The following is a 19,929-nucleotide window of genomic DNA, read 5'->3' on the forward strand; positions in this document are numbered from 1 at the left end:
GCAAGAATTCAGATGCTAATGGTTCTTATTAGTTTTTATTTTTCGTTAATTGATTAAATAGCACGCCACTGGGGACCCCGCATGCCGAAGCATTTATACAGAACATATCTGACCACAGCCATTGCCGGTTTGGTAACACCACCACTACTCGCCCAGGAAGCCGAGTCGCTGGACAACATGGTCGTTACGGCGTCAGGTTTTGAACAGCAGGTCGTTAATGCGCCAGCTTCTATCAGCGTGTTAAGCCGTGAACAGCTGGAGGACGGCCACTATCAAAACGTCACCGATGCCCTACGCGATGTACCTGGGGTGATCGTGACCGGCGGCGGGGCAGGCGATAACGGAAAAGATATCACCATGCGGGGCATGCCCGCGCAATACACATTGATCCTGGTGGATGGCCGCCCGCAGAACTCACGCGAGTCTCGCCCCAACGGCAGCGCCGGGTTCGAGCAGGACTGGCTGCCACCACTGCAAGCGATCGAGCGCATTGAAGTGGTTCGTGGGCCGATGTCGACGCTTTATGGCTCCGACGCCATTGGCGGGGTTATCAATGTGATTACCCGCAAGGTAGCTGATACCTGGCACGGCAATGTGCAGCTCGACACAGTGCTACAGGAAGATAACGATTCCGGCGATAGCCGCCAGGCTAACGTCTACCTGAGCGGGCCGCTGATCGAAGACCGTCTGGGCCTGCAGCTGTTTGGGCGCACCTCGCAACGTGACGAGGACAATATTGTTAACGGCTATGAGGAGAAAAACCTGCAAAGCGTCACCGCGCGCTTGAGTCTGGCCGCGAGTGACAACCATGACTTTACTGCCGAGGCAGGCATCACCGAGCAGGATCGCACCTCACTGATGGGCAATTCAGCTCCGTCGGATGGCTGCCGCGGTGGCTGTGAAGACAGCTTCAACGATTACACTAATGAGCACGTAGCGTTGACGCATGACGGGCGTTTTGAGTGGGGCACCAGTGAAACCTTTGTGCAGCGTGAACGTAGTGAAAATACGTCGCGAGATATCGAAATCACCAACACCACAGCGAAAACTAGTGCGGTGGTGCCGCTGGGCATGCATATGCTAACGGTGGGTGCAAGCTATGAAGAAGAGTCGCTTGACGATGGCACCACCAATCAGATTTCCGACCGTAGGACGATTGAGCAACGTCAGTGGGCGCTGTTTGTCGAAGACGAATGGATGCTGACCCACGATGTTGCGCTGACCGGCGGCTTGCGCATGGACGACGATGAAAACTACGGCAGCCACCTGAGTCCACGGCTCTACAGCGTGTGGAACATGACCCCGGAGTGGACCCTGAAAGGCGGTGTCTCTACCGGCTTTCGCTCGCCCAACCTACGCGAAATAACCTCCGATTGGGGGGCGATTAGTCGCGGGGGCACGACCTATGGGAATCCCGATCTTGAGCCGGAAACCTCACTCAACAAAGAGATCGGTCTGCTGTACGCGAGTGAGAATGGCCTTAGCGGCAGCTTCACGGTGTTCCATAATGATTTTGAAGACAAGATTACACGGTTGCCGTGCACATCCGTAGGCTTATCAGCCACAGAGTGCCCGGTAGCGACGCAGTATGATAGAGACGAAAATGGCAACCTAAATACAAATACACGCGTCAATGTCGATGAAGCGGTGACTCAGGGCGTAGAGGCGACTGTGGCGGCGCCGTTAACTGATACCGTTGAGCTAATAGCCAGTTACACTTTTACCGATAGCGAGCAAAAAAGCGGTGAATATGCAGGCGAGCCGTTAACTCAGCTACCGCGTCACCAAGTGTCGGCCACGCTGAATTGGCAAGCCTCGGCTAAGCTCAGCCAGTGGACGAAGGTGACTTATCGCGGTGAGGAGACCCAGCCCAACACCGGGCCGTCACAGGATGCAACGGTGGCCCCGTCTTATACCTTTGTGGATACGGGGATCGGCTACCAGCTGACCGACAATACCAAGGTGAATGCCGGGATCTACAACCTGTTCGACGAAGACATCGACTACGATGAGTACGGCTACGTCGAAGACGGCCGCCGGGTTTGGCTGGGGTTGAACGTGGCCTTCTAACTGTTGGTGAGATAATCACAGTGCTAACGCCATAAGCAAAGCGGGGAGCCACGATATAAAGTGGTTCCCCGCTTTGTGCATGGCGTCGAGGGTTAACCGGTCATCGCCTGCCAAACCAGGCGAATGGCCAGCAGTGTCAGAACCCAATTGAAGATAGGGGCGAAATGGCGTTCCGGCATGTGCTTCAAAATGCGCAGTCCCGCCCAGGTGCCGATGGCACCGCTTGTGATCATGGCGGCCGCTAGCGGCAGCCAGGGCACAAGGGAAAAGCTCGCCTGCTGAAAAACCGCGATTTTAATGACGTGCTGCAAGCTCATGACCGCCGCCAGCGTCGCGACGATCGTGAAGCGTTGATGATAGAGCTGCTTGAGATAGGCGCCGATCAACGGGCCGGTCGCCCCGACAAAGAGCGTCAAAAACGTTGTGAGGGCACCCATCAGGAGGGTTCCTCTCCGGCCCATGACGATTCTGGGCAGTGACGGGCCCCAGCATAAATACACAATAAAGCTGGCAATGCTCAAATAGAGGAGATCAGGGGGCAGGGAAATCAGCACCAGGCTACCAAACAACGCACCCACCGCGGCACCGGGTAAAAAAGTGACAACCATCTGACGGTCAATATCACGCCAAAGCATCGCCGCCCGGTTGGCGTTGGAGCCTAGTTGCACCATGCCATGCAGCGGGATAATGGCCTGGGGTGGAACTACTTGGGCCATGATGCCCAGTAGCAAGACACCGCCGCCGGCGCCCAGGCAGGCGGTGAGCAGTGAGGTCAGGAAGGATGTCCCTATCAACAGAATCAATACGAAGGGCGATAAGCCATTAAGTAAATGTTCCAGTGAACTAACTCCTTGATCAGTACCCGCATGCTCCCGTTACCAAGGCCCCATAACCTAGCAGATATTGCCTTATGACTGCCATGGCAGTTATCTCCAGGCTGAAAATATTAGCGGCGGGGCGTTGCGTGGAAAGGAACACACCATTCGCCTGAATCTTGATGAAAGTGCTTTTGATAATCGTTATTATCCATGCCTTTCTAACCAGCGAGGCATAACGTATGCGAGCTAACGTACTGCGCGTCGGCATTGTGGGACTACTGTTGAGTGGCTTATGGGTAGGCGCCGCCCAGGCACGCACCCTGGATACCGCTTTTGGCGATGTGGAAGTCACCGGCACCCCCGAGCGTGTGGTGACCCTGTACGAAGGCGCGTTGGATGCCTCGCTGGCGGCGGGGGTAACCCCACTGGGCGCGGTGACTACCCGCGGCGGCGATAACGTCGCCGAGTATGTGGAAGCGCATTTGGGTGATGAGCGACCCGCCATCATGGGGGTGGTGCGCGAAATCAACATTGAGGCCGTGCTTGAGCAGCGCCCGGATTTGATCTTAGCGCCCGCTCGGCTCACTGAAGAGCAGTATCAGCTGCTTTCGCGCATTGCCCCCACCGTGGTGCCGCCCACTCAGCCGATTGCTCCGGATAACTGGAAAGCCGAAGCGCGCCTGTACGGCAACGCCCTGAATCGCCAGGACGCCATCGAAGACGCCATCAGCGCCGTTGACCAACGCGCCGCGGAATTAGCGAGCGCTCTGGAAAACGCGGACGTCGGCGGCACGGCCTTTGTGGTGCGCTGGATGCCGGGCGGGCCCATGGTCATGTCGAAAAACCTGTTTGCCGCCGGGCTGCTTGATCAAGTGGGCCTGACGGTGGAAGACGCCGGGCTGGTGGGCGAGCGGGGCGTGCACAGCGATGTGCTGAGCCTTGAAAACCTCTCCCAGGTAGATGGCGACTGGCTGTTTTTGACCACGCTGAATAAAGACGGACGGGAAGCGTTGGAAGCTGCCAAGCAAAGCAGCGCCTTTACGCGGCTCGATGTGGTACAGCGCGACCAGGTCGTGCCGGTGAATGGTCAGCTATGGTCGAGCGCCAACGGCCCACTGGCGGCCCAGGCGATCCTTGACGACATTGAAGCTGCCTTGTTGCCGTGATGCCGCTTCGCGTCGCCCGTCAACGAACGCAGATGACGTTACTCCTCACCGCCCTTGTGGCGGTGAGTCTCGTGAGTCTGCTGGTCGGCGCGGGTGAGGTTGGGCCGCTGCGTGCGCTGGCGGTGCTGGCCGGTAGCCAGGATAGCGATGCCAGCTTTGTGGTTTGGCAACTGCGGGCGCCGCGCACCTTGATTGGCATTGTCGTGGGCATAGCGCTGGGTGTCGCGGGGGCGCTGTTGCAGGCGGTGTCGCGTAATCCGCTGGCCGAACCCGGCCTGCTGGGCGTCAGCGCCGGGGCGGCGTTTGCCGTTGCGTTGACACTGGTGATGGGGTCCAGCGCCGCAACGCTGCGTATTTCGGTTGCCCAGTTGGGGGCTTTGGTGGGCTGTCTGTGTGTGCTCAGCGTGACGCGGGTGCGCGGGGTTGGCAGTGACCCTGTACGGCTGGTGCTGGCGGGGGCGGCGTTTTCGGGGCTGTTGAGCTCGCTGACCTCGCTGATGCTGCTGTATGACCAACGCGCGGCGGATGAAATCCGCTTTTGGGTCATCGGCAGTCTCGCCGGGCGACGCCTGGACGACCTCGCCGCGATGTTGCCCAGCATGCTGGTCGCCGCCATCGCGGTGGTGTTAATGGCGCGCCCGCTGGCGGCGTTGGCACTGGGCGAGCGGGCGGCCTCAGGGCTGGGCCATCACCCCGGGCTGATTCGTTGGTGCGTCGTGGCCTGTGTGGCCTTGCTGGTAGGAGGCGCCACGGCAATGGCCGGGCCCATTGCCTTTGTCGGGCTGGTGGTGCCGTTTGCCGCCCGGGCGATGGCCGGGCCGGACATTCGCCGCACGCTATGGTTTTGCCTGCCGATTGGCCCGCTTATGGTGTTGGCAGCGGATATGATTGCCCGCGTGGCGGTGGCACCGTCGGAACTACCGATTGGTGTGCTCACCGCGCTGTGCGGTGCGCCGGTGCTGGTCGCGGTGGTCCGCGCCAGGCGGCTACCGTCTTTATAACCTCTGGCGTTGGCTTGTCATGAACTCGAAAACAAGTGACTTTTCCACATCGACCTTTATGCCTCAGCGCCGTCCACAGGCGGTGACCGCGCCGTCGGGCTACTGGCGTGTTGCCTGGCGTTCCCCATGGGGGAGCGTCTGCAGCGTGCTGATTGAGCAACGTGCGCTGGTCGTCAGCACGGGGTTGTGCGTCGCCCTGCTGTGCGCCGGTGTGCTTTATTTGAGCCTGGGGAGCATGGCGCTGCCCGTTAGCGCCGTACTGCCAGCGCTATTCGGCCGGGGCGAGATGATCAGCGTGTTTACCGTCCAGGAACTGCGCCTTCCCCGGCTGTTGGCGGCCTGTTTGACTGGGGCGGCTTTCGCGCTTGCCGGTGTGCTGATGCAGACCCTGGCCCGCAACCGGCTCGCCACGCCGGGGATTATCGGTATCGATAACGGCGCCACCGCCTTTGCCGTGGCCTCGGTGGTGGGCATGGGCGTCTCGTTGGCGCCACCCGCCATGGCGCTGGCCGGGGCCGCCACGGCCGCCTCGTTGACCTTTGGGCTGGTGGCGGGCGGCGGCACCCAGGGTTATCGGTTTATCGTCGCGGGGATTGGCGTGGGCGCGGTGTTTGGCGCAGTGACGCAACTGATGCTGGCGCGGGTGGCGATCGATACTGCTAATGCGGCCTATCCCTGGACCGTCGGCTCGCTCAATGCGCGCCCTGGCGGCGCAGTAGCGCTACTTGCTGTGGGGTTGGTAATGGGTATGATCGCCGCTTGGATGGTCGCACGCTCGTTATCGCTGATGCGCTTTAAAGATGCCACCGCCTATGGGCTGGGCATCAACGTCAAAGCCCGCCGCTTCCAGGTGCTGATGCTCTCGGTCGTATTGACCGCGCTGGCGGTGGCAGTGGCAGGCCCTGTCGGCATGGTCGGGTTGATTGGCCCGGAAATCGCCCGCTCGCTTTCCAGCTCACGCCAGGTGCCCCTACTGGCATCGACGCTTGCGGGGGCGTTGGTGATGGTCCTTGCGGATCTCGCCGGGCGAACCCTGCTTGCCCCGATTGAAATTCCTGTCGGCATTGTCACCGCGGTGATCGGCGGCCCTTGGCTGTTATGGATATTAATGCGCCCGCAACGGAGCCACGCATGACGTCTGCTGAACCGTCCCCCACGCTTGCCACCAACGCGCTCGACCTGAGCTATGGCCCGCGACGGGTTATCGCGTCGTTAGGCGTCAGCCTGCCCAGCGGCCAGGTGACCGCGATTGTGGGGCCCAATGGGTGCGGCAAGTCCACGCTGCTGTCGGGCCTTGCCCGTTTGCATAAACCCGACAATGGCACGGTGTTGTTGAGCGGCGAGGACATTCAGCGCCTGCCCGGCCGCGAACTGGCCAGAAAGCTCGCCTTGCTGCCGCAAGAAGCCGTCGCGCCGGAAGGGCTTACGGTCAGCGAGCTGATTCGCTTTGGCCGCCAGCCTCACCAGGGCTGGCTGCGCCAATGGTCGGCGGAGGATCAGCGTGTAGTGGAACATGCGTTGCACGCCGCAGGGCTTGAGGCGTTGGCCGAACGGCCCTTAGAGGCGCTTTCCGGTGGGCAGCGCCAACGGGCATGGATCGCCATGACCATCGCCCAGCAAACACCGCTGTTGCTTCTCGATGAGCCAACCTCAGCGCTGGACCTGGGCCATCAGATCGAGGTGTTTGAGCTGGTACGCCATCTCGCCAACCAAGGGCGTACGGTGGTCATGGTACTTCACGATCTGGCAAGCGCCTGCCGCTACGCGGACCATCTCATCGCCCTGAATGACGGGCAGATTGTCGCCCAGGGAGCACCGGCAGAGGTCGTTACACCGGAACTGGTACGTGCGCTTTACCAGGTGGACTGCACGCTGATTATCGACCCCGATACCGGTAGCCCCTTGCTTGCCAATGTGCGCCGCGCCTGCCCCTGAGCTCGGTTCCCAAGCCCTGTCTCTAAGCCCCGGGCCTAAGGCAGTGCTTGGAAAGTGTTACGATAGGCCGCAAACCTCGACCCCTAACCGCTCAGTAAGGAATGCTTGTGGCTTCTTCCACGCCTCGATCTCAAGCTAATGGTTCCCCGAATCAGAGCTTTCAGGCGCTAATGCGCCTTTTGCGCTACGCCAAGGGCTACCGGCGGCGGATTATCGCCGCCACCGTTTGCTCCATCGTCAACAAGCTGTTCGACATCGCTCCCGAGATTCTCATCGGCGTGGCGATCGACGTGGTGGTCAACCAGGAACAAAGCTTTGTGGCGCGGCTAGGCTTTGAAACGCCCCAGGAGCAGATCACTATTCTCGCCGTGCTGACGTTCTTTATCTGGGCGGGTGAGTCGCTGTTTGAGTACCTGTTCCAGGTGTTGTGGCGCAATCTCGCCCAACGGCTGCAGGCGGATATGCGCCAGGACACCTACGAGCACGCCCAGCGGCTGGACATGGCGTTCTTCGAGTCGAAAAGCTCCGGCCAGTTGGTCGCCACCATGAACGATGACGTCAACCAGCTCGAACGGTTTCTCGACGGCGGGGCCAACGCGCTGATTCAGGTGGGCGTCACGGTGGTCGCTGTGGGGGCTGTCTTCTTCGTGCTCTCGCCGCTGATCGCGCTGCTGGCGTTTACGCCCATCCCGCTGATTATCTGGGGCGCGTTCTATTTCCAGCGCAAGGCAGGACCGCTTTATAGCGACGTGCGTGAAAAGGTCGGCGATCTGGCCAGCCGTCTCTCCAATAATCTGAGCGGTATTGCCACTATCAAGAGCTTTACCAGCGAAGCGCGAGAGGCCGAGCGCCTGCGCGCTGCCAGCGAAGCCTACGTGGATGCCAACCGCCGGGCGATTCAGGTCAGCTCGGCGTTTATTCCGGTCATCCGCATGGCGATTCTGGCGGGCTTTTTGGCCACCTTTACCGTCGGCGGCATGATGGCGCTCAACGGTGACTTGAACGTGGGTGCTTACGGCGTGCTGGTGTTCTTGACCCAGCGCCTGCTGTGGCCACTGACCGGCCTGGCTCAAGTGATTGACCTGTTCGAGCGCGCCATGGCAAGTACCAAGCGCATCCTTGACCTGCTGGAAGAGCCCATCACGGTGAAAGATGACAGCACCACGCCGCTGGCCCAGCCCGTTCAGGGCGAGGTGCGTTTCGAGTCGGTGTGCTTTCATTACAAGTCAAGCGACGTCGGCGTTGACGGCATTGACCTTCACGCGCCTGCCGGGCATACCCTGGCGCTAGTCGGTGCCACCGGTTCCGGCAAGTCGACGCTGGTGAAGCTGTTACTCCGCTTTTACGACCCCGAAAGCGGGCGGGTGCTGATCGATGGCCAGCCGGTCATGGACGTGAGTATGCACTCACTGCGCCAGGCGATTGGCCTGGTCAGCCAGGACGTTTACCTGTTTGAAGGCAGCATTCGCGACAATATCGCTTACGGCAAGCCGGACGCTGATGAAGAGGCGATTATCGATGCGGCCAAAACCGCCGAGGCGTGGAGTTTTATCGAAACGCTTCCCCAGGGGCTGGACACGCCGGTAGGCGAGCGGGGAGTGCGGCTTTCCGGCGGCCAGCGTCAGCGGCTTTCGCTGGCCCGGGCGCTGCTCAAGGATCCGCCGATTCTGGTGCTGGACGAGGCCACCAGCGCCGTCGATAACGAGACTGAGGCGGCCATTCAGCGCTCGCTGAAACGCATTGCCCACGGGCGCACGGTGATCATGATCGCCCACCGGCTATCCACCATCGTGCACGCCGATGAAATCGTGGTGATCGAAAAGGGCCGAGTGGCCGAGCGTGGCACCCATAAAAGCCTGCTGGCGGCCAACGGCCACTATGCCGCCCAATGGCGGGTGCAAACCGGCGAGGCCGAGATGGGAGACGCCGACACTATAAGCGCTTAACGGTTAACTAGCCGCGCATCGAGCGTGACCGGCACGTGCTCGTCGATCTCCTGGTAGCCCAGCAGCGAGAGCACGCTGCGCAGCGTCGCGTTGGCCATCAGTGCGCGGCCATCCAAGGCCATGGGTTCGGCGTGGGTCACGCGTACTTCATTCAAGCCCTCGCGGGTGAAGCGCAGCGGGACGGCTTCTTCCTGGTTGACCATGTCGCTTTGCAACCGAAAGGTCAGCGTTTCCACCAGCGACTCGCCAATGTCCAGCGCGTCCAAGCGTTCCGGCGGCATCTGCGCCACCAGCGTGACCAAGGTAGTATTGGCCAGCATCTCGGCCCAGGTGGGCAGCTCGCCAAATCGCGTCAGCATATCCGTCTGGCTGAGCTTGAGCGGCAGGCGCAGCGTGCCATCCTCGGAAATATCGCCCTGGAGGTCGCGTACCTGATGGTGATGGGTTTGCGGTTCATCGCCATTCAGTTGGGTAATGGAGGCCTGCACGTTCGAGCGGTCAGGGTCCAGCTGCCAGTCCGCCTGCGCTGGCACCGCCAACAGCAGCGAAAAAAGCGCCATCAATGCTTTCAAAGCGTATCTCCTTATCAAGGGCCTTTATTAAAAGGGCTTCCCTCAAGACCCGCTAACCGTCAAAAAGTGCCGCCTAAATGACAAGATAGCCCCAACGGGGGCTGGCCTCGCCCCACCACATTCGCTATGATATGCACGCCTTTCGGGCCCATAGCTCAGTTGGTTAGAGCAGGGGACTCATAATCCCTTGGTCGTCCGTTCAAGTCGGACTGGGCCCACCAATTATCAATGGCTTACGCGCCAAAATCCCCTTCCTCGCTGTACTTTTTCCGCAAGGTGTCAACCAAGTGTCAACCGAATATCTTCGGGCCGAACGTGATCGTTTCTTGTAAGCTGTCATCCACAAGTCAGGCTGGCCCGCCGCCGCAAACCCCTTCTGTACCAAACGTGACGCCCAAGATTGGACACGCCGAACTGAAGACGTAATGGCGCGCGGCGTTTATATCTAGTGTAGTGCCTCAGAATGAATGACACTTGAAGCGGCGTCCAAGAGTTACTTGGCCGATATCACTCCTACCAAGAAACCCAGCCAGAAAAGTGAACGGCTCAAGGCCATGACGCTCATTGAACATTTGGGTAAATACTCGCTAGCCGCTTTCATACCAGAACTAGTCGCCAACTACCGTGACAAGCGTTTAAACAGTTTGGGACGCCGAGGGGAGCTAATCAGCCCCAATACGGTACGCTTAGAGCTTGCACTACTTGGTCATTTTTTCACGGTGTCCAATAGTGGGGGGGGCTGACGTATAACGCTGTTCAGAATATTCGCAAGCCTAGCCCAGGCGAGGGCCGGAGTAGACGCCTTCGTTCTGATGAAGAGAAACGACTATTCGTGGTGTTACGCCAGCACAGCAACCCTATGCTTGCATGGATCGCCAGAATCGCTTTAGAGACGGGTATGCGTTCGTCTGAAATCCTAACCTCACTCGCAGTCAGGTAGACGTTAAACGCCGCTTGGTGCGCCTTACAGACACCAAAAACAACGAAGCCCGCCTAGTGCCGCTAACTCAAGCCGCGACGGAGGTGTTCAAGCAGGCCCTGAATAACCCAGTGCGTCCACTCGACTGTGATCTAGTGTTCTTCGGTGAGCCTGGTAAAAAAGGCAAGCTGGGCCCCTACGCCTATACCAAGCTCTGGAACCAGGCAAAGAAGCAAGCCAGGCTCGATGACTTTCGCTTTCATGACCTGCGCCATGAGGCCGTCAGCCGGTTGGTGGAGGCAGGGCTATCAGGAGGTCGCTTCGATCAGTGGGCACAAGTCCATGCAGATGCTGAGGAGATATACCCACCTGAGGGCGGAGGACCTGGTCGCAAAGCTGGATAGAATTAGCAATATTTAATATTTTTTATAAAATGTAGTGGTAACTTCGTTTTGGATAGCTGCGGAGAGTGAGGTGGATACTATTTATACATTAGAAGCCAGAGATCACGGTATGCTTGAGGTGATGGCTGATTATTTTGAAATGGATCATGATGCTATCTATCGCGAAATTAACCGTATGTTCCAAGAGTTGCTAAAGCTTCTGAAAAGCAAGGCAGTGAACTATCAAGAATTACGAGCCTGCCTTACTCCTTCTACTGAAAAAAAAGAAGTTATATTCGTCTTTGATTCTCAACAGATAGATAGTAATTGGTATGGGAGTGAGGTGTTTAAAAAAATAATACCTTTGCTCGACAAACGAACTAGCCATAGTTTTTTGTGTGGGGATTATATCTCGCACGGGCTGGAGCAAGATAGGCTTTATCATGAGTTGGTTTCTAGTATAAATATTAGGAATGCAAGTGATTATAGTCATAGTACTCAATACTATTTTGTATATATGAACAATGTTTCAGATCATCTGTTGAAATTGATGGATGAAGGGTTGAAGGGTTATAAGCCCTATACGGGCTATGTGGATATAACTTTTTCATGTTTTATGAAAAAGTATGCGTCAGTTACTTTGGTAGATTCATTTATTAAGCATAAGGGCGTGGTAATTTGTGGCCATGAAGATGACAGAGACAACTCTGAGAATGTGAATATGCCAGGGTATGCCTTTGAAGAGAATGGATATAAGTGCCTTAGCTTACAAGATTCACTGGCTGGCGTCTTTCTCTCTTATAAGATTGAACGTCCAGTATATGAAGGTTTTAGAAGAGATGCGGAATTTTCAATAAACTCAATCAGTAAAAATGTATCAGCCATAGATGATTTTGATGTAGAGATTGATGAGGGAAAGCTAAAATACTTGGAAGAGAATAAATATGGAAGGATGAAAAAAGCTGAGCTATTAGGCTTCGAACGCGAGGAGATCGAAGCGCATATAAAAGGAAAAATAAATAATAACTACATATATAACATGACCCTTTTGAAAGATCATGGGGTTGCTAAGTTTAATGTGCTGCTTGAAAAGGATGTAAGTAATGGAATTCCAGTTAGGTTGATGGTCGCGTTAGAGTACATGCCGACCCAAAGAAAATTAAGGCTTATAACGATGGTATGAGTATTTGATGATGCTGGCTGATTATTTATTTTTTTAAATCAGTTTTTAGTTGAGTTGACGTATAGTCTTTATGATAAACGCGTGGATAAACAGAGTGCCAAATAATTTTATATCATTTATTAGGGCTGCAATAAGCATTTATGGACGCCACAAGAGAGGTGTGTATGTCTATTCCAATGCCATTTAGTCTAATTGTGAAAATTTCTTCTTGGGTTTGGGACTATATAACTAAACTTCTTTTGTTAAAGACTTTTCGTCGCTCTCACGAGGCTTGGGCTCGTCGTCACCATTTGGGAGCAAGGTGGATTCCTCTGGGGAGCCATCTGGAATACTCCTTACAGTTAGCAAAGCCTATTGATGCCGGTGCGAAAGTATCGAAGGTGGCTTTTCGTTCAAAAAAACATAATATTTTAAATCTTGAAGTTTTCTTTGAGGCTGTTGGAGGAGGAATTCGCTATCAAGAAAAGATCTGTTTGAGTGACATTGATGAGCGACCCATCGTATGCAGCATGGTGAATGTGCCATGCCAAGAGTTGATTGCATTATCGAATAATAAAATAATGTTTTCTATCGAGTCTGTGCAGTTCCGTAAGTGTCAAGTAGAGCTTGAAGGAGGGGAGGTGGTCTCTCAATTCGATTCTCAAGTTTCCTATTTGACACACAGCTGGTTGATGCACGATGAGTGGAAGTTTCGATGGGGCGCTTGGTGGAACTGCAACTCTATAAAATGGGCAAAGCAAAGGCTGCAAGACTACTGGCGATGGGGGTTTGGGGCTCCTAAGTTTAGAGTTGTTAGACCCTCTACAGTATTTTCCCGTCGCGAACCATTGTGGATGTCAGGGGTGAGAGGCATTGGATGGCTCATGGGGAGGCCGTGGCTAGTGATAATGCAATTTTGGGTCGCTATTTGGTCAGGACTTTTTATTCTCAATGATGAAGATGAACTGCAGTGGCGATGGCAAAAAACCTCCGCAAATGACTCATTCGATGGCGAAATCTAGGGGATATGTAGTATGTAGTAGTATGCTACTACATACTACACCAAACCAAAAAAGTAGAGTCGTGCTTAAGACTGTAGAGATGCGGTTTTAGCAGCTAAAATTTCTCTCTTATGGCGCGGCCTAACCCCGACGTCACCCCATCTTCAGTAACACCCGGGTTTAGAGTCAGAAGTAACTTTATCGTGTTTTACCACCAGTTGCTCGGCATAGGCTGACGGTGTCAGCCCTCCAAGACGCTTCTTCGGCCTTTCTTCGTTGTACTCCCGCTTCCATGCCTCGATGACAACCTGGGCGTGATGAAGGCTAGTGAACCAATGCTCATTCAGACATTCATCTCGAAAGCGCCCATTGAACGATTCGATGTAGGCGTTTTGGTTGGGTTTTCCAGGTTCGATTAAAAACAGGGCAACGCCCCGTAGATGAGCCCATGACAGCATGGCGCGCCCACAGAATTCCTTTCCATTATCCGTGCGAATGGCGCCAGGTAGGCCACGCTGTAAAGCCAGATGATCCAGAATACGTGTTAAAAACAGTCCGCTAATGGCACGTTCAGGCACGATCGCCACGGCTTCATGGGTAGCGTCGTCGACAATGGTGAGGCTCTTTATCACTCGCCCATCTGCCGTCCGGTCAAACACAACATCCATTGACCAGACCTGATTGGCGGCACCAGGGCGGCCAAGGGGCATCCGCTCAGACGTGGGAACCTTCTTGCGTTTGCGGCGTTTTACCTACAGCTGAGCCGCCGCGTAGAGGCGTTCGACGCGCTTATGATTGACCTGTTCACCGGCTTGACGCAGTTTCAGGTAGATCATGCCAGCGCCATAGCGACGATGCCGATGTGCCAAGGCAACAATGCGTTCACGCAATGCCTCATTGCGATCAGGGGCCGATTGATAGCGCAATGCACTAGCACTCATACGGATGACACGGAGCGCTCGGCGCTCGCTCAGGCCACGTGACACCATAAAGTGCACCACGTCTCGGCGTGCAGGGGCACTCACCACTTTTTTCTCAGCGCCTCGCGAGTGACCTCCATTTCCAGTAGCGACTCCGCGAGCAGCTTTTTCAAACGTGCATTTTCGGCTTCGAGTTCTTTGAGTCGCTTGGCATCGGGCACGCTCATACCACCAAACTTGCTCCGCCATAGATAGTAACTGGCTTCTGAGAAACCGTGCCGACGGCACAGCTCCTTGATGGGCAACCCCGCTTCGGCTTCGCCTAGGAAACCAATGATCTGTTCTTCGCTGAAACGCTTCTTCATGTCCAATCTCCTTACCCATAGGATCGGACTCTAAAGTGTAGCGCTACTCAATCAGGGGGTGACGTCGAAGGCATTCTGCAAGTTGTTCCATACCTTGCTCTGAACCGAATATGCCAATGTAATACTCAACTGTTTCTTCAAGCTTAGAGCGTGCCCGACTATGCATTTCTTGTGTTACTTCATCTCTTAAGCTAAGGAGCTCCATGTCAGTCATTTTTTCTAAATACATAACTTTCTCTTAAATAAGGTGATCTAAATTATTGCTGGTGACCAAGGCTCTTTGAGTAGGCTTTCACTACAGAACCAGAGCATCTTAGTCACCCGATATTGACAGCCCTGCTCAGACTCTTGCCCTGGTTCCGATAGTCCCTAAATGTAACTACTTCTTAAGTTTTCCGGTGGAGCGCTCGATAATTTGCAAATCATCTTCCGGTATACTGTCTATGTAACCAGAGTCAAGCACGACATTTTTGAGACCGAATGGAGTGCAGACTTTGGCAAGTTGCGCCTTTCTATCTAGCTTCGTAACCTCGGAAAAGACAGACAATACGCCCTCGCATAAAGCCCGGCGTTGATCATCGGTCCTGAATTGTTCTGCTGCAAGATCCTCTAAATTCCTTACAAGGGTGTCTGCCGTTTTCTCTCTGCCTTCTTGAGCAGACAAGATCTGCTGGAGGAGAGTGATGAACTGCTTATCAGAGATATACTTGATACTCTCGCGAATGCGATGATATAGGCGAACAGCCTGCTCATCGTTAGTACTTTCGCTGGCAAGTACGTCGAGTAAAAGCTGGGGGTCATGCTCTAATACTGCATTAGACCATCGCGCCAAAACCGAGTCCGAGGAGCCTTCGGCTTCCTGTGGAGGCTTTGCGAGAAGGTTCATAGTTGCTGTTTGAACGGCTTCCACATCGGCGAACTCAATTTCCTGTACAAGGACAATCCGTGAGTGGCCCGTATCATTATCATCGTTTGCGATGATCGTTTCGACCAGCTCTGTGAGCTGCTCAGGCGTACGATCGGCATCGGGATGGTTTCGGAAAAGCATCTCGCTTACTTCGGGATTGTACGCCCATAGCTGATAGGCACAGGCAACGAGTTTATCTTCGTTGTCTGACTGCTCAAGGCGGGCACGATGGTGGAGGCTATCGAGGCTTTCAAGCAAACCGGCGGCCTCGCTATCAGATTTCTCGATTTTGTGGAATACATTGATACCGGCGTTGAAAAGCTCTTGGGCCGCATAGTCGAGACCATCTTCATCAGCTGGTAACGGCCAGGTTTCGGTCAGCACATCATATACGCTTGCCAGGATTTTCGGCTGTGCCTGCAACTGGGCGAAGCTATTGAGCAGCAGCTTCGCCTTTTCAGGCGGTAGCTTTTCCAGTGTTCCAGAGAGCGCCTCCGTTTTTGAAGTAAGGTAATCACCGGGGTTCTGCGTGACAAGTTTGATGGTATCGTCGAGGAATTGTCCAAGCTGCTCGGCAAATGGACTACTCGAAAGTCTCGATTTCTCTAGTGTAGAGAGCAGGCGAGAGAGTGCCTCAATTTTATGGTTGTCAAGCGGTTTGGCGCCACGTAACGATGCGATAGTCGAAGCCAGAGAGGTGTGAAGTTCATCGGGCGCGTTCTTGCTGTTGGCCGTACGAAGGAGGGGCTGCTGGCACGCGGCTGGCAGGTCAGTGAATAAGCGCTTGGACCACTCCTGACCCAAAGCTGTCCGTTGTTCCGGATCAGCTTTGCCGAGAACCGCATAAAGCTGGGATGCGCTGGCGGCCCGCTCGGAAGATTTTGACCATTCCATGGCGAGCTGAAGCATATGCTCGATGCTGTCATCATCAAATGACACGCGTGCTTCGGCAAGGTTGGTAAAAATATTGCGCAATGCCTGTTCGTCATCAAGTGGCCTCGCGTCAGCATCTTCTTCATACCGCATAAGGCGGGCAGCCATAGTCGCAAAGACGGAATGGGCCGCACTGGTATCTGCATAATCATGCCAATCAGCGAATTTCGAGAAAGCAAGTGCTACAAAAGATGGCTCAGGCAAAGCGGCGAAATCCGCAAGATATCTCCACAATCTTTCTCGTGTCTGCGTTCCAAGATCGAAAAAATAAGTGAATACGACATCGAGACGTTTGGTCACAGTGGCCAGATCGATAGACTCTGGCTCCTTGTGTCTCTCAAGAGGGAATGATTAGCTACCATTCTCTCTGGCCAGGAGGGTAACCCGCCTGGCTCCTGATGGGCATTGACCCTGCCCTGTAGATGGGGCCCTTCTGGTTTCTTATCTCGTAAATTTGGACGGTATCCAAAGCCCTTCGCACGACGAAAGAGGCTGTACGAACAAGGCGAGACAACGAGATGGCATATATCGGCATTGATGTTAGCAAACAGAAACTTGATTGCCTGTGGGTGCGCGATCTGAGCAAGGGGAAAGTCAAAACGAAAGTTTTCCCCAACCGCCATCAGGACTACCCAGGTTTGCTCGACTGGCTTGTCAGGCAGACCGGCGAAGATATCAGCAACCTGCATGTCTACCTGGAAGCCACCAGCATTTACCATGAGCCTTTAGCTTACTGGCTGCATGACGTTGGTGTCACCGTGTACGTACTGAACCCTGCCCAGGTGCGCCATCACGCCAAGGGGATGGGCGTCCGCAGCAAGACTGACCGCAAGGACAGCATGATGCTCGCCCGCTATGGGATCGAGCGGAACCCTCAACCGTGGCAACCAGAGCCAACGGAGGTGAGAGAGCTAAAGCGTCTCATCAACCGGTTAGAAGCCGTAGAGGACGATCTGCAACGCGAGCGTAACCGCCTGGAGAAGGCCGAATTCAACACCGACACTCAAGCAAGCGAATCCATTAGCTATATGCTGGTCGCCCTTGAGCGAGAAGTACAGCGGCTACAGCAGGCGATCGCTGACCATTTCGAGGCGCATCCGCCGCTTAAACAGGATCGCAAACTACTCGAGAGTATTCCCGGTATCGGAAACGTCCTGTCAGCTCGCTTGGTCGCCACACTACGCAGTCGAGATTTTCGCAGTGCTCGACAGGCAGCCGCGTTCCTGGGCCTCGTACCGATACTAAAAGAGTCAGGTACATCGGTGAAGTTACGGTCCCACCTTTCCAAGACAGGGGCACCCGGCATCCGCCGGAAGCTTTATATGGCCGCCGTCGTATCGACCCGATGTAATCCTGATATCAGCGAGCAATTTGCACGACTCAAAGCCCGTGGTAAACCAACACTGTCGGCGTTGGGAGCGGCTATGCGGAAATTGGTGCATATCGCTTTCGGCGTGTTGAAGTCACAAAGTGAATATCGGCCGCAAGGGGTATAACCCCCTTGCAGCTGATATCGAGAGACGGTATCTCCTTGCTAAATTCTTCGGCGATGATTTTTGGATAGTCTTCGCGTAATAAGGGAAGCAGGAAGTTTTCGTGGGCAGCCAGCTTCTCCTCGAGCCAAATGAGCGATAGCTGGTCTGATTGCCCATTAATTTTTACCGAGCGGTGTAGTAGCCACTGACCAAAAGCAAATTGCGACTGTGGCGGCAGGTTGGCCTGCTGCATAAGGGTAATGACAAGGTCGGCTGCAGACTTAGTAAGATCACAGCCTTCCCGTAAGCTCGGTGCTTCAAGGCTTGGCAGCTGGACGTTCGTAGGCTCAGCCGTTATATCTTCGATTACCGCTCGCCCCAGTGCACGCAATTCCTCATTCTCTGCATAGGGCGAGAGGGCATGCAGTTTAGACGGGCCGAGACGCCAGCGTAGAGATTCGCTGTCGGCAGCGCGGCGTACGGCAAGTCCCAGGATGCGCCGCTTATCATTCTCGGGAATTCTCTCGTCAAATTGAGCAACGGTAAAGGCGACGTTGTCCTGTATGGTGGGTGTCTCGATACGCAGGTCATCAATAAGGTCGGCAAGCAGGGCACTAAAATCGGGCGGGAACGCTCCTGTGCTTCCTGTAAGGCCGGCCGCATCCAGGAGCGCGACCACATCCGAAGTTCGCAGCGCCTCTTCGACGGGCACCGCCTTGTCTCCATGCTGCCGCGATACCGGATCCTGGGAGAGAGCAAGAAGGGGCTGAAGGCTGTATGGACGCCGGATGTCCTGAATATGCGACATAAATTGGCGAAGGCCGCGGTGCTGAGGTTTAACGTCCCAGCGGCTTTCCTGATTTTCCTCGCCGCCGGTTGAATGGTCTGCTGAAAACTCTCCCAGCTGTTCGCGAACCTCTGCTGGTAAGGGTTCCAGAGGTTCCGGTCGAATGAACCTGTCAATGAAGTAATCGAATACGCGCGGGTTCTGTTGAAGTACCTGATAGAAATCAGGAAAGTCGGTTCTGATCACACATATGATGGCAAGTGTGAGCGGATTCTTTGTAACTACGCCCTCTCCCAACCCGCCTGGGTTGTCGCCACCGACAGCATTGCGTTCGCGTAGGTTGCTGAGCCACCATGATTGCGCAAATAGATTGACAATTTGAATGGCATTGCGTGGGCTTTGCACAGCCGGATGTATCATCCTGTCTACAAGCTCTTGCAGATCGATCCCTCGCTCTTTCAGGTCGGTAAGTAAAGCCGGGTATTCAGTTTCCAGCAAGCTGAGCGCAAAACTACGCATGTCTCGCTTGGGGAAGGGGGGGATTTCAAGGCGGAACTGAAAAATTCGATCAAGATAGCGCCGCGCGTCCTGTATGTTCGATACCGCTGCGGGAAGATCAGCCGTAGCGCGTCGCTTACTCAGGGCGTCAGCCACGCGCTCTTCGTCGCATGAAATAACAAAGACGATACCAATGTTATCGGGCATTTGATGCGAGGCCATCTCGATCAAGCTGCGAATGCCGTCAAGCCCGCTTACCATCTCGTCGGCGGTTAAGCGGTCGAGATCGTCAATGAAGACGACAATACGCCGAATATTCTTTTTGTTACCTTTTTTAAACTTTTGTATTCGGTTGAGAAAGAGGCCTTCGAACTCCTCGATAGTCTGACTCGGTGTCGAAGTTATGTTGACTGGAGTCCTTGAGGATAATATCGGAAGGCTGGAGAAGTATTTTTGGGCGAGTACCCAGATGATGCCGGAGGAGGCAATAAGACTGGCAGCGGCGGTGACCGGATCGTCGAACCCAAACCCCCACGCCATCAAAGCCAAAATGGTCACGAAAAAAGCAGCAAAAACACCAACTACGAGTAGTCCAAGGACGTACTGATCCACAAATTCGGCCCATATTTCTTTAAAGGGCTTTCTCTGTGACTCCGTAGACGAAACAGTCTTAAAAAGATGACGGTCTGCTTCTTCGGGCGTGCCACCGATTTCAAGAAAAATGTGGCGGAAGAGTGATTTTCGAATATCAGTCTCGCCGCCATATTTCCAGGCATTGAATGTGATCGTGTGGATACCATCCCGGCGCTTAACTTTAGCGCCATTTGTCGTCTCGTCAGTACGAAGGTGATCAAGATAAAGGCTTTTGACAGTAGACTTTCCGGTTCCCCATTTGCCGAGCAGGCCGATAGAATAGGGCGGGTAGTGCTTTTCATCTTCAACCAGCCCTTGTAGGGCTGCCGCAAGGTGGGCATGGCCGAATTTGTCCTGATCGACCGATGATATCTCCTTGTCGAGGTATGCGGGCATCTGTGCTTTATGTAATCTAAGGTCAGTCATACTACCCCTTTT

14 protein-coding genes, 1 tRNA gene and 1 pseudogene are annotated in these 19,929 nt (G+C 54.9%); 11 read left to right on the forward strand and 5 right to left on the reverse strand.

All coding sequences use genetic code 11. The features are described 5' to 3' along the window. The first annotated feature begins 81 nt into the window (after positions 1-81). Entirely contained in the window at positions 82-2,070 is a 1,989-nt protein-coding gene (locus ADS46_RS10065) for a ligand-gated channel protein (RefSeq protein WP_066319594.1), read from the forward strand. 92 nt (positions 2,071-2,162) lie between these two features. Here ADS46_RS10065 and ADS46_RS10070 read toward each other — a convergent pair whose 3' ends face one another. Then, the gene (locus ADS46_RS10070) at positions 2,163-2,864 is read right to left on the reverse strand and encodes a sulfite exporter TauE/SafE family protein (protein WP_234346803.1); all 702 of its coding nucleotides are present in this window, start codon (positions 2,862-2,864) and stop codon (positions 2,163-2,165) included. A 263-nt stretch (positions 2,865-3,127) separates the two neighbouring features. On the opposite strand from ADS46_RS10070, the gene ADS46_RS10075 reads away from it, so the two are divergent. From ADS46_RS10075 to ADS46_RS10095, 5 genes are all read left to right on the forward strand, one after another. After that, the gene (locus ADS46_RS10075) at positions 3,128-4,054 is read left to right on the forward strand and encodes an iron-siderophore ABC transporter substrate-binding protein (RefSeq protein ID WP_066319598.1); all 927 of its coding nucleotides are present in this window, start codon (positions 3,128-3,130) and stop codon (positions 4,052-4,054) included. A gap of 32 nt (positions 4,055-4,086) precedes the next feature. Then, positions 4,087-5,055 carry a FecCD family ABC transporter permease gene (locus ADS46_RS10080; RefSeq protein ID WP_066319599.1) on the forward strand — a complete coding sequence of 323 codons (969 nt, stop codon included), beginning with the start codon at positions 4,087-4,089 and terminating at the stop codon, positions 5,053-5,055. Between the two features lie 58 nt (positions 5,056-5,113). Then, positions 5,114-6,190 (forward strand): FecCD family ABC transporter permease, encoded by a 1,077-nt coding sequence (locus ADS46_RS10085; RefSeq protein WP_066319742.1) that lies wholly within the window; start codon positions 5,114-5,116, stop codon positions 6,188-6,190. Then, positions 6,187-6,990, forward strand: a complete 804-nt coding sequence (locus tag ADS46_RS10090) for an ABC transporter ATP-binding protein (protein WP_066319601.1) — start codon at positions 6,187-6,189, stop codon at positions 6,988-6,990. The genes ADS46_RS10085 and ADS46_RS10090 overlap by 4 nt, the downstream gene beginning before the upstream one ends. A gap of 101 nt (positions 6,991-7,091) precedes the next feature. Then, a complete protein-coding gene (locus tag ADS46_RS10095; RefSeq protein WP_066319603.1) occupies positions 7,092-8,936 on the forward strand; it encodes an ABC transporter ATP-binding protein in 1,845 nt (614 codons plus the stop codon). Here ADS46_RS10095 and ADS46_RS10100 read toward each other — a convergent pair. Next, the gene (locus ADS46_RS10100; RefSeq protein ID WP_066319609.1) at positions 8,933-9,508 is read right to left on the reverse strand and encodes a hypothetical protein; all 576 of its coding nucleotides are present in this window, start codon (positions 9,506-9,508) and stop codon (positions 8,933-8,935) included. The two genes, ADS46_RS10095 and ADS46_RS10100, sit on opposite strands and share 4 nt — an antisense overlap. Before the next feature lie 144 nt (positions 9,509-9,652). On the opposite strand from ADS46_RS10100, the gene ADS46_RS10105 reads away from it, so the two are divergent. The 4 genes from ADS46_RS10105 to ADS46_RS10120 all read left to right on the forward strand — a co-directional run bounded on the left by ADS46_RS10105 (position 9,653) and on the right by ADS46_RS10120 (position 12,994). Further along, positions 9,653-9,729 (forward strand) — tRNA-Ile (locus ADS46_RS10105). 736 nt (positions 9,730-10,465) lie between these two features. Beyond that, positions 10,466-10,831, forward strand: coding sequence for a tyrosine-type recombinase/integrase (locus ADS46_RS19010; protein ID WP_234346805.1), 366 nt, complete (start codon positions 10,466-10,468; stop codon positions 10,829-10,831). Positions 10,832-10,901: 70 nt separating this feature from the next. Next, positions 10,902-11,993 (forward strand): hypothetical protein, encoded by a 1,092-nt coding sequence (locus ADS46_RS10115; protein WP_199825214.1) that lies wholly within the window; start codon positions 10,902-10,904, stop codon positions 11,991-11,993. Between the two features lie 164 nt (positions 11,994-12,157). Beyond that, the gene (locus tag ADS46_RS10120; protein ID WP_066319613.1) at positions 12,158-12,994 is read left to right on the forward strand and encodes a hypothetical protein; all 837 of its coding nucleotides are present in this window, start codon (positions 12,158-12,160) and stop codon (positions 12,992-12,994) included. A 143-nt stretch (positions 12,995-13,137) separates the two neighbouring features. On the opposite strand, the pseudogene ADS46_RS18750 reads toward ADS46_RS10120, so the two are convergent. Together ADS46_RS18750 and ADS46_RS10140 are read right to left on the reverse strand one after the other, a co-directional pair. Further along, positions 13,138-14,258, reverse strand: a pseudogene (locus ADS46_RS18750) (IS3 family transposase). A 379-nt stretch (positions 14,259-14,637) separates the two neighbouring features. Continuing rightward, the gene (locus ADS46_RS10140) at positions 14,638-16,398 is read right to left on the reverse strand and encodes a hypothetical protein (protein ID WP_066319625.1); all 1,761 of its coding nucleotides are present in this window, start codon (positions 16,396-16,398) and stop codon (positions 14,638-14,640) included. 218 nt (positions 16,399-16,616) lie between these two features. Between ADS46_RS10140 and ADS46_RS10145 the strand changes: the two genes are divergently transcribed. Beyond that, the gene (locus ADS46_RS10145; RefSeq protein ID WP_066319626.1) at positions 16,617-17,594 is read left to right on the forward strand and encodes an IS110 family transposase; all 978 of its coding nucleotides are present in this window, start codon (positions 16,617-16,619) and stop codon (positions 17,592-17,594) included. Here the strand turns inward: ADS46_RS10145 and ADS46_RS10150 are convergent. Then, the gene (locus tag ADS46_RS10150) at positions 17,521-19,917 is read right to left on the reverse strand and encodes a KAP family P-loop NTPase fold protein (RefSeq protein WP_066319627.1); all 2,397 of its coding nucleotides are present in this window, start codon (positions 19,915-19,917) and stop codon (positions 17,521-17,523) included. The genes ADS46_RS10145 and ADS46_RS10150 overlap by 74 nt on opposite strands. Positions 19,918-19,929: the final 12 nt, after the last annotated feature.

Source organism: Halomonas sp. G11, from assembly GCF_001663515.1.
Classification (GTDB): Bacteria; Pseudomonadota; Gammaproteobacteria; order Pseudomonadales; family Halomonadaceae; genus Vreelandella.